Here is an 8629-nt window from a genome sequence, read left to right on the forward strand (position 1 = left end):
AACTCATCCTCCACCCTTCCACTCCAAGGTCATTCCAGGTTTTAACACCTCTTCAGGATTGGCGAATCGAACCTTCACCGCAAAAACCAAACGGGTTCGCTCATCACGGGTCTGAACATTCTTAGGGGTGAATTCCGCTTCAGGATTAATAAATTCCACCACACCCTCGAAAGCTTTATTGTCCACCTCATGCAGTCGAGCCTGTGTTTTTTGCCCGACTTTAATTTTTGCGATTTCATCATGCGGAATATAGAAATAGGCATACACGGAACTCAGATCGCCAATCGTAAAAAGCTTCGCTCCAGGATTGACCATCTCGCCAATCTCAAAATACTTGGTCAGCACTGTGCCTTTTAACGGTGAAAATATGTCACACCATCCGGTGCGAACCTGAAGGTCGTCTTTCTTATTTGCGGCCTGATCATAAGCTTCCGCAGATATATTCCCGCTTCTAAAAAGACTGCGGGCCCGGTCATAGTTAATCTTTGCAAGACTGTAGGATACTTTTAAATCTTCACAGGAAAGCTTCACCAGCTTTTGCCCCTGGGTGACGATCTGCCCCTCCATAATCGGCATTTCATCAATGACCGCGGCCACCCGGGCAGGGACATCCACTTTCGTCACCTCGATAGTTCCTGCATAGAAAAATTCTGAACGAAAGAAAAACACCTTCACCAGGAAGGCCACGACAAGAAGGATTAACACCAAGGCTAGAGGAAGAAGCTTTTTCTTGGACATTCTAAAACGCTACTCGTGGAATCCGCTTTAGAAAATAAAAAAGCCAGTGTCTTCCAACACTGGCCTTCACTCCGACTTTGTCGGCGTCTATTTTTTTGCTCCGGATTACTTAGGAGCGAACCAGCAAAGTGGGCGGAAGCCAACAGCATCGCGTGGTGTGTAGCAAGAAGCTACTTTGTAATCTGTATCGCTAGGAACTTCAGTTTCTCTTACTTGGCAAAGTGCGCCAGCAAGGTAAGTATCCAAACGGCATTGAGTCGCTGGATGCGCATCGTTCGTGCGTTTAACTACAGATTTATCTGGAGTATTGTATTTTGGTGGTTTTGAATCGCCGCTAAGATCCATGAACAAGTTAGCAACTTGTTGACCGGCTTCAGAGATTCTCAAGCAGATCAATTGATCCTGCAAATTAGAGAATTGAGATTCGCAACCAGCTTTCGCCGTTGGATCAATTGTCAAACCTGCAACGATAGCTGCGTTGTCATCTTCAGCGAAGAAGCGACGAAGACATTTTGAAGTTGCGAAATAGTCAGATCCGCCTTCATTTGTTGCCCAAGTGCTGTACCAGCCAGCAGATTTAGGTGCACCACCATTATGATGACCCAACTCATGACACACAACCAAAGCCATACCTTCAACGCCGATAGCTTTATGACGAGCCAAACCGCCGTACATATTTAGGATGCGCGTGTTGCCAGATTTTTGTGCAGATGCGTTCACTGTACCATCTGACCACAAACGGTTGATTTTAAGTTTGTCGCCGAAACCTTCAACATCTCTTGTGAAGATTTTTTCTACACGATCCATAACTTGGTTGAATTGATCCTGAGAAATACCTCCAGTTGTGTACAAACCTTCTGGAATATACATGCTGTTTTCCGGTACGAAACCGTGGCAAAGCTCTTGAACCTGCTGTGACTTAAATGTGAAGCCAAGAGTTGCTACCAATGCAACACCCGACAATGCACGAATCATCGTTGATTTTGTCATGACTTTTCCCCTCCTTGAGTCTAGACGTTGCAAAATCGAACCACGTCGCGCGTACATTTACAAACAGAAACATGAGCTCATGTCACACCGCACCTTGAGCCAGTCTGGTTTATTATCCCACCGTAAAGAACCAGCACAAACATCCCGAAGAGAACCTTTCATAAGACTTCGACCTCGAAAGGACGCTTGATGAACTCTTTAAAATCCTGGATTCATGGCTTGCGTGGAAAACTTCTTCTATCAGCTTTTCTTCCCGTATTTGCTTTCGCCACAATCACAGTGATTGCGATGCGCGGACTTGATGAGATCGGCACCCAACTTTCAGGTGCCTATTCAGATGTAATTCCCAATATGGAAGCTCTCGGACAAATGGGCATGCAAAGAGCTCGGGTCGGTTATTTTATCTGGGCTTCTCTCAGTTTGCATGACGACGCCAAAGGCCGCGCCTCTTTTATTAGTAAGGCAGAAGACGCATTCAAAGACTTTAAAAAAGGTCAGGACATGTATGAGAAGCAAAGTTTTGAACCCGAAGAAGCCAAGAACTATGCAAAGGTAAAAGAGCACAAAGAAGAGTTCTACCAGCTCACCGAAAGCATTATTGCCGACCTCAAGAAAAACCTTCCTGAGTCTGATGCAAAAATCAAAACCCTCATGAATGGGGGCCATTGGCATATTTTAGCAACAGATGTGCAAACCATGATGGCTGCGAACATCAAGCTATACTCAGCGATGAATGAAGCCAACAACAAGAAACAAGAAGCGGACCGCAAAACGATTTCTCAATTGCTGGTTCTAATCTCTGCCTTCTGTTGTTTTGCTTTATTTGGAATTCTTATGTGGATCGCCTATCGTGTTTCAAACTCAGTTGGAAGCATTGCGTCTCATCTTGCGGAGGTGGGAACACAGGTCTCTGGGGCCATCTCTCAGCTGACCTCTGCTGGTCAAACATTGTCTCAGGCTTCCACGGAGTCTGCTGCATCCTTAGAGGAAACAGTCGCCTCCCTGGAGGAAATGTCTTCGATGGTAAAAATGAACTCCGACAATGCCAAACAAGCGGCGGCACTTTCGGTATCCTCCCGCGATGCCGCGGAAGAAGGACAACGTGAAATTCAGACTCTGATTGCCTCAATGCACGACATTTCCAAGTCTTCCAAGAAGATCGAAGAGATTATTAGTGTTATTGATGACATCGCCTTCCAAACCAATCTTCTCGCACTGAATGCCTCGGTTGAGGCCGCTCGCGCCGGCGAACAAGGAAAAGGTTTCGCGGTGGTTGCTGAGGCCGTTCGCGCCTTGGCACAACGTTCCGCAGTTGCCGCAAAAGACATCAATGTTTTGATCAAAGAAAGCGTCAACCAGGTTGAAAGAGGCTCTGACGTCGCCGATCGCTCTGGTGAGACCTTAAACAATATCGTCAATTCTGTGAAAAAGGTTTCAGACTTGAACAATGAAATCTCCGCAGCGAGTTCTGAACAAACGACTGGTATTCAGCAGATTAGCAAGGCTATGAACCAACTTGACCAAAGCACTCAAGCCAACGCGGCTTCGTCTGAAGAAATTGCGGCCTCTTCTGAGGAAATTTCAGCACAAACACAGCAAATGCAAAATCTGACTGTGAACCTCAACAGAGTCATCCTTGGAGGTGCAGCAGAAATGGAAGCTCAGCGCCATACAAAAACAACCCCGGCTCCTGCCAAGGTTGTCCCATTTAAACCAAGAACTGCCACAAGGTCCGTGGGCAAAAAGCCACATTCAGCCGCCGCCACAATTCCATTTGACGATGACTCGCGCCAAGAAGGTCTCCATAGAAAAGTGGGTACAACGGATGGCTTTTAATCCGTTGCTCCCCTAGTTCCCTTGTAATAGACTGGAGGGCATGAAAATTCCATTTAATGTCCCTCCTCGCAGCAAGAACGAAGAAAAGTATATTGGCCAGGCCATTGGCTTCAAAAAACTCAGTGGCGAAGGCATCTTCAATAAAAAATGCGCAGAGTGGTTTAAAAATCATCTTCAATGTGAAATGGCCGTTATCACTCCTTCATGCACCTCCGCTTTAGAGATGGCCATGGTTTTGGCTGACATCGGTCCTGGAGATGAAGTGATTCTTCCATCATTTACTTTCACTTCAACGGCCAATGTCATCGCTCTTTATGGTGCAACTCCTGTTTTCGTCGACGTTGATCCTCAAACGATGAACATCGACGTTGCTGCCATGGAAAAAGCTCTCACGCCTAAAACCAAAGTTGTCATGCCGGTACACTATGCGGGTGTGGGATGTGAGATGGACAAGATCATGGCTCTTTCTGAAAAGCACAACTTCATCGTGGTCGCCGATGCGGCTCAAGCCATCTTCGCCTCTTACAAGGGCAAACCCCTTGGGGCTTGGGGACATATGGCGGCTTACAGCTTCCATGAGACTAAAAATATCGTCTGCGGTGAAGGTGGCGCTCTGATCATCAACGATCCCCGCTTCGTCGCCCGCGCTGAAATAGTCCGCGACAAGGGCACCAACCGTCAGCAGTTCCTCAATGGCCAAGTGGACAAATACACCTGGCAGGACAAAGGCTCTTCGTACTTGCAGTCGGAACTGGCGGCGGCCTTCTTGTTATCACAACTTGAAGAGGGTGAACAAATCACCGCTCACCGACTGGCACATTGGAATCAGTATCATCAGGGTTTTGCCGACCTGGAAAAAGCGGGCAAGCTGACTCGCATGACAGTTCCTGCAGAGTCGCAAGCCAATGCACATATTTATTATATCCTTTTGAATTCAGCGGAAGAACGCGCAGCTTTGTGGTCGGACCTTAAAGAGCATGGAATTCAATCGACGACTCACTATGTTCCATTACACTCAGCTCCTGCGGGAGTGCGCTTCGGCCGCGTGGCGGGCTCTATGAAAGTCACTGACGATCAAGCCAATCGCTTATTGCGCATGCCTATGTATGCAGATCTTACACCAGACGACGTGAACACTGTTCTTAATACCGTTCGTCAATTCTTCGCGAGGAAATCATGAAAGGTATTATCTTAGCCGGGGGCGCAGGCTCTCGCCTTTACCCAATGACACGAGTCATGACCAAACAACTTCAATCGGTCTATGACAAGCCTATGATCTACTACCCGCTCAGCATTTTAATGCTTGGCGGGATTAAAGATATTCTTTTGATCACCACCCCTGACGACCAGCCTTTGTTTAAGAAACTTTTGGGTGATGGTTCGCAATTTGGCATTAAGTTATCTTATGTGATCCAAGAAAAACCCACGGGACTGCCTGACGCTTTCGTCCTGGGCGAAAAGTTTATCGGCGACGACAACGTCTGCTTGATCCTGGGCGATAATATGTTTTATGGCGATCTGGATTTCCTTCGTTTGGCAATCAAAGAACAAGAAGAGAAAAAGAACGGACTCCATGGTCGCGTCTTCGCTTATTACGTGGCCGATCCTACAGCTTACGGAGTTGTGGAATTCGACAAGGGTACAAAAAAAGTAAAGTCCATCGAAGAAAAACCCAAACAACCAAAATCAAACTACGCAGTGCCAGGTCTTTACCTTTTCGACAATACCGTTGCAGCCCGCGCGAAAGCGGTAAAACCTTCTGCCCGTGGTGAAACTGAAATCGTTGATTTGATCCTTTCCTATCATAACGAAGGAAAATTGGGCGTTGAGATGATGTATCGTGGCCTGGCTTGGCTCGACACTGGAACTCCGCGTTCACTTCTGGATGCTGCAGCTTTCATTGGCGCCATCGAAGAGCGCCAAGGCTTGAAAGTGGCTTGTCTTGAAGAAATCGCTTTCCGCATGAAGTTTATCACTCTCGAACAGCTGCAAAAAATCACTTCAGAACTTCCGAAGTGCTCTTACCGCAGTTACCTAGAGAAAATCATCACTGAAGAAACTATTTAGAGGCCCCATGAAACAATCCGTGAAACAAACTGTCTTACTCACCGGCTGCGCTGGCTTTATCGGTTCAAATTTCATCAAAACCATCACTTGCAGAGCTGATGTCGCTGACAAATTCGATTTCGTAATTGTCGATGCCTTAACTTATGCCGGCCGCCTAGAGAACATTCAAAAAGAACTCGACAGCAACAAACACCTTAGTTTTGTTCACGCCGACATTCGTGATTCTCAAAAAATGCATGAATTGTTTAAAAAACATAACTTTGCGGGCGTAATGAACTTCGCGGCGGAATCACACGTCGATCGCTCTATCGAAAGTCCAAATATTTTTGTTGAAACCAATGTTCTGGGAACTTTGAATCTTCTTAAAGAAAGTCTGGCTTTGTTTGAGAAAAATCCAAACTTCCGCTACCTCCAGGTCAGCACAGACGAAGTCTATGGAACTTTGCAAATGGAAGATCCGGCCTTCACGGAAAGCACTCCGATTGCGCCGAACAGTCCTTATAGCGCTTCCAAAGCCAGTGCGGATTTATTAGTTCGTTCTTTCTTTGAGACCTTTAAATTGCCAACTGTGATCACTCGTTGCTCGAACAACTACGGCCCTTTGCAGGTTGAAGAGAAATTCATTCCATTGATGATCAAACGCGCGCTTGCCAACGAAAAACTTCCGATCTATGGCACGGGCATGAACATCCGCGACTGGATTTATGTCGACGACCACAATGAAGGCGTCTGGAAAGCCTTCACATCTGGAAAAGCGGGCGAAGTTTACAACTTCGGCGGCAACTCCGAGAGACAAAATCTCGACGTCGCAAAAATGATCCTTAAACATCTCGGCAAACCAGAATCTCTTTTGAACTTCGTCCAGGATCGCAAAGGTCACGACTTCCGTTATGCGATCGACTACAGCAAAGCTCAAAAAGAATTGAACTGGAACCCGACTGTTAAATTTGAAGAGCAAGGTCTTCTTCGCACCATTGAATACTATAGAAATCTATGGGCGAAGTAAGAGTTCTTCACTGCATTCATTCTTTGTCTTGGGGTGGACTTGAAATCTATACTTGCGAGCTGATTCAAAAGCTTGCAAGTACTGGCATCAAACAAGTGGTTCTTTGTTCCGCTCACAGTCGTGTCGCTGAAGAGTTAAAAAAAGCCCATATCGAAATCCTTCCTTTTCCTGAAAAGAAGCTTTCGAAACTTGCGACTGCAAGGATCATTCGTCGCATAATTACCAAGCACAAGATCACTTTATTGCATTCACACACCCGCCTGGATATGTGGGCCTGCGCTTTGGCGATTTGGAACAATCGCAAGATTAAGCATATTTACAATCTCTATATGAATGCGACTCCTAAAAAGGATTTCGTTCACAAGTGGTTGTTCTCTAAAGTCGATGCCCTTTGCAGCTCCTCTGAAACGATTCTGAATGACGTCAAAAAGAACTTCCCGATCGCACCCAGCAAGCTTCATTTGATTCGCTACGGGCGCAATGTTGAACTTTTCAAACCTTATCCCAAGGAACGGGAAGGACTGCGTGGACTTTACCAAGCAGCTCCCGATCAAATCGTCATTGGAACTCTTTGCCGTATTGATCCAGGCAAAGGAGTGAAAGAACTGGTTCAAGCCCTAGAGAGCCTTTCTGACTCAGAGCTCAAAAGAATTCAGTTATGGATTATTGGTGATCCCACGATTGCTGGAAAAGATGAGCAAGGACAACCGATCTTTGCCGAACCTTCCCGCGTGCTCTTAGAGTGGATTCAAGAACAGCAACGCAATCCGCGCTATAGAAACCATCTTGTGCGCATCCCTTTTCAAAAGGACTACATCCCCTACATTGAAGCCCTGGATGTCTTTGCACTTGCCTCTTACAACGAGACTTATTCATTGAGTGTTTTAGATGCCATGATGATGGCAAAACCAGTAATTGGAACCAATGCCGGCGGAACCCCGGAACAAGTGGGAGAAAATGAGCGTGGCGTTTTAGCACAGCCGCAATCCCCGTCTTCACTGACAGAGGCTTTCCGTTACTATTTAAACAATCCTGGAGCTATCAAAGTTCAAGGCTTGAAAGCCCGTCAGTGGTCTGTACAAAATCATGAATGGAAAGAAACTCTGGAAAAGTTCCTAGCGCTCTATTCCCGTTTGAAATAACAAAAAAGGCCCTTCTGCCCGCCGATCTGCTGCGACTCGTGGGGCTATATGGTTAGTTTCTATACAGGTGCGATACGATCTCGTATGATTTTTCTATGACTGTTGATAATTTTAAATTACTCACCGCCAGATTAGAGCTAAGGCCGCATCGATTTGACGACGTCGATTTTATGATGGAGTTGAATTTAGATCCTGAAGTCACTCGCTATGTCCCTGACGGACCGTTCGAACACGTAAGTAAAGCCAGGGGATTAATTGAAAGCCTAAGAGCGCAGTTCGCAGAGCGAAAAATCGGACGATTTCTGGTTATTGAAAAGGCAACGGGAAAAAAACTTGGTTGGTGCGGGCTCAAGTGGATCGAAGAAACTAAAGAGATAGATTTAGGCTATCGCTTCTTGAGATCAAGCTGGGGCAAAGGCTTCGCATTTGAAGCGGCCCAAGCGTGTCTTAGTTATGGCTTCAACGCTCTAAATTTTGAAAAAATTACGGCCCAGATAATGCCGACCAATACGGCTTCGATAGCTCTTGCAAAAAAACTCAGAATGAAAGAAGCGTCTCGAGTGATAGAAGACGATGTTGAATTTATCGTTTTCGAAATTCAGTCTTCTAAAGTTCGCACTCTCTAAATTTCGATAAACAACCGGGATCGCGTTCAAGAAATCGTTTCCGGCTGGAATTTGAAATACTTCGGATAAGAATATATAATAATGATTCCCCGCCAGGACGGTGGGGAAAAACTTGCTCATGGATGACAGAATGTCGCAAAACCGCCTCTGCCTTTTGAACTCTTAGCTTCGAAAACAACAAAGCCTGCACATTCCTGCACAGGCTTTGGATTGAAAACAAGGAA

Annotated in this window: 8 protein-coding genes; 6 read left to right on the forward strand and 2 right to left on the reverse strand. The window is 46.1% G+C overall.

The window, feature by feature from the left end; translation table 11 throughout:
- Positions 1–3 precede the first annotated feature (3 nt).
- Together NWE73_RS10035 and NWE73_RS10040 are read right to left on the reverse strand one after the other, a co-directional pair.
- Entirely contained in the window at positions 4–738 is a 735-nt protein-coding gene (locus NWE73_RS10035) for an efflux RND transporter periplasmic adaptor subunit (RefSeq protein WP_277578180.1), read from the reverse strand.
- 105 nt (positions 739–843) lie between these two features.
- Complete coding sequence (locus tag NWE73_RS10040; protein ID WP_277578181.1) at positions 844–1728, reverse strand: hypothetical protein; 885 nt, start codon at positions 1726–1728, stop codon at positions 844–846.
- A gap of 189 nt (positions 1729–1917) precedes the next feature.
- On the opposite strand from NWE73_RS10040, the gene NWE73_RS10045 reads away from it, so the two are divergent.
- From NWE73_RS10045 to NWE73_RS10070, 6 genes are all read left to right on the forward strand, one after another.
- Positions 1918–3564, forward strand: a complete 1647-nt coding sequence (locus tag NWE73_RS10045) for a methyl-accepting chemotaxis protein (RefSeq protein WP_277578182.1) — start codon at positions 1918–1920, stop codon at positions 3562–3564.
- A gap of 40 nt (positions 3565–3604) precedes the next feature.
- Positions 3605–4744 carry a dTDP-4-amino-4,6-dideoxygalactose transaminase gene (gene rffA, locus NWE73_RS10050; protein WP_277578183.1) on the forward strand — a complete coding sequence of 380 codons (1140 nt, stop codon included), beginning with the start codon at positions 3605–3607 and terminating at the stop codon, positions 4742–4744.
- Positions 4741–5631, forward strand: a complete 891-nt coding sequence (gene rfbA, locus NWE73_RS10055) for a glucose-1-phosphate thymidylyltransferase RfbA (protein WP_277578184.1) — start codon at positions 4741–4743, stop codon at positions 5629–5631. The genes rffA and rfbA overlap by 4 nt, the downstream gene beginning before the upstream one ends.
- Before the next feature lie 7 nt (positions 5632–5638).
- Positions 5639–6637, forward strand: a complete 999-nt coding sequence (gene rfbB, locus NWE73_RS10060) for a dTDP-glucose 4,6-dehydratase (protein ID WP_277578185.1) — start codon at positions 5639–5641, stop codon at positions 6635–6637.
- The gene (locus tag NWE73_RS10065) at positions 6625–7779 is read left to right on the forward strand and encodes a glycosyltransferase family 4 protein (protein ID WP_277578186.1); all 1155 of its coding nucleotides are present in this window, start codon (positions 6625–6627) and stop codon (positions 7777–7779) included. Before rfbB ends, NWE73_RS10065 begins: the two co-directional genes overlap by 13 nt.
- A 95-nt stretch (positions 7780–7874) precedes the next feature.
- Complete coding sequence (locus tag NWE73_RS10070; RefSeq protein ID WP_277578187.1) at positions 7875–8405, forward strand: GNAT family N-acetyltransferase; 531 nt, start codon at positions 7875–7877, stop codon at positions 8403–8405.
- The last annotated feature ends 224 nt before the right edge of the window (positions 8406–8629 follow it).

Origin of the sequence: Bdellovibrio svalbardensis, assembly GCF_029531655.1 — a bacterium.
GTDB lineage: Bacteria > Bdellovibrionota > Bdellovibrionia > Bdellovibrionales > Bdellovibrionaceae > Bdellovibrio > Bdellovibrio svalbardensis.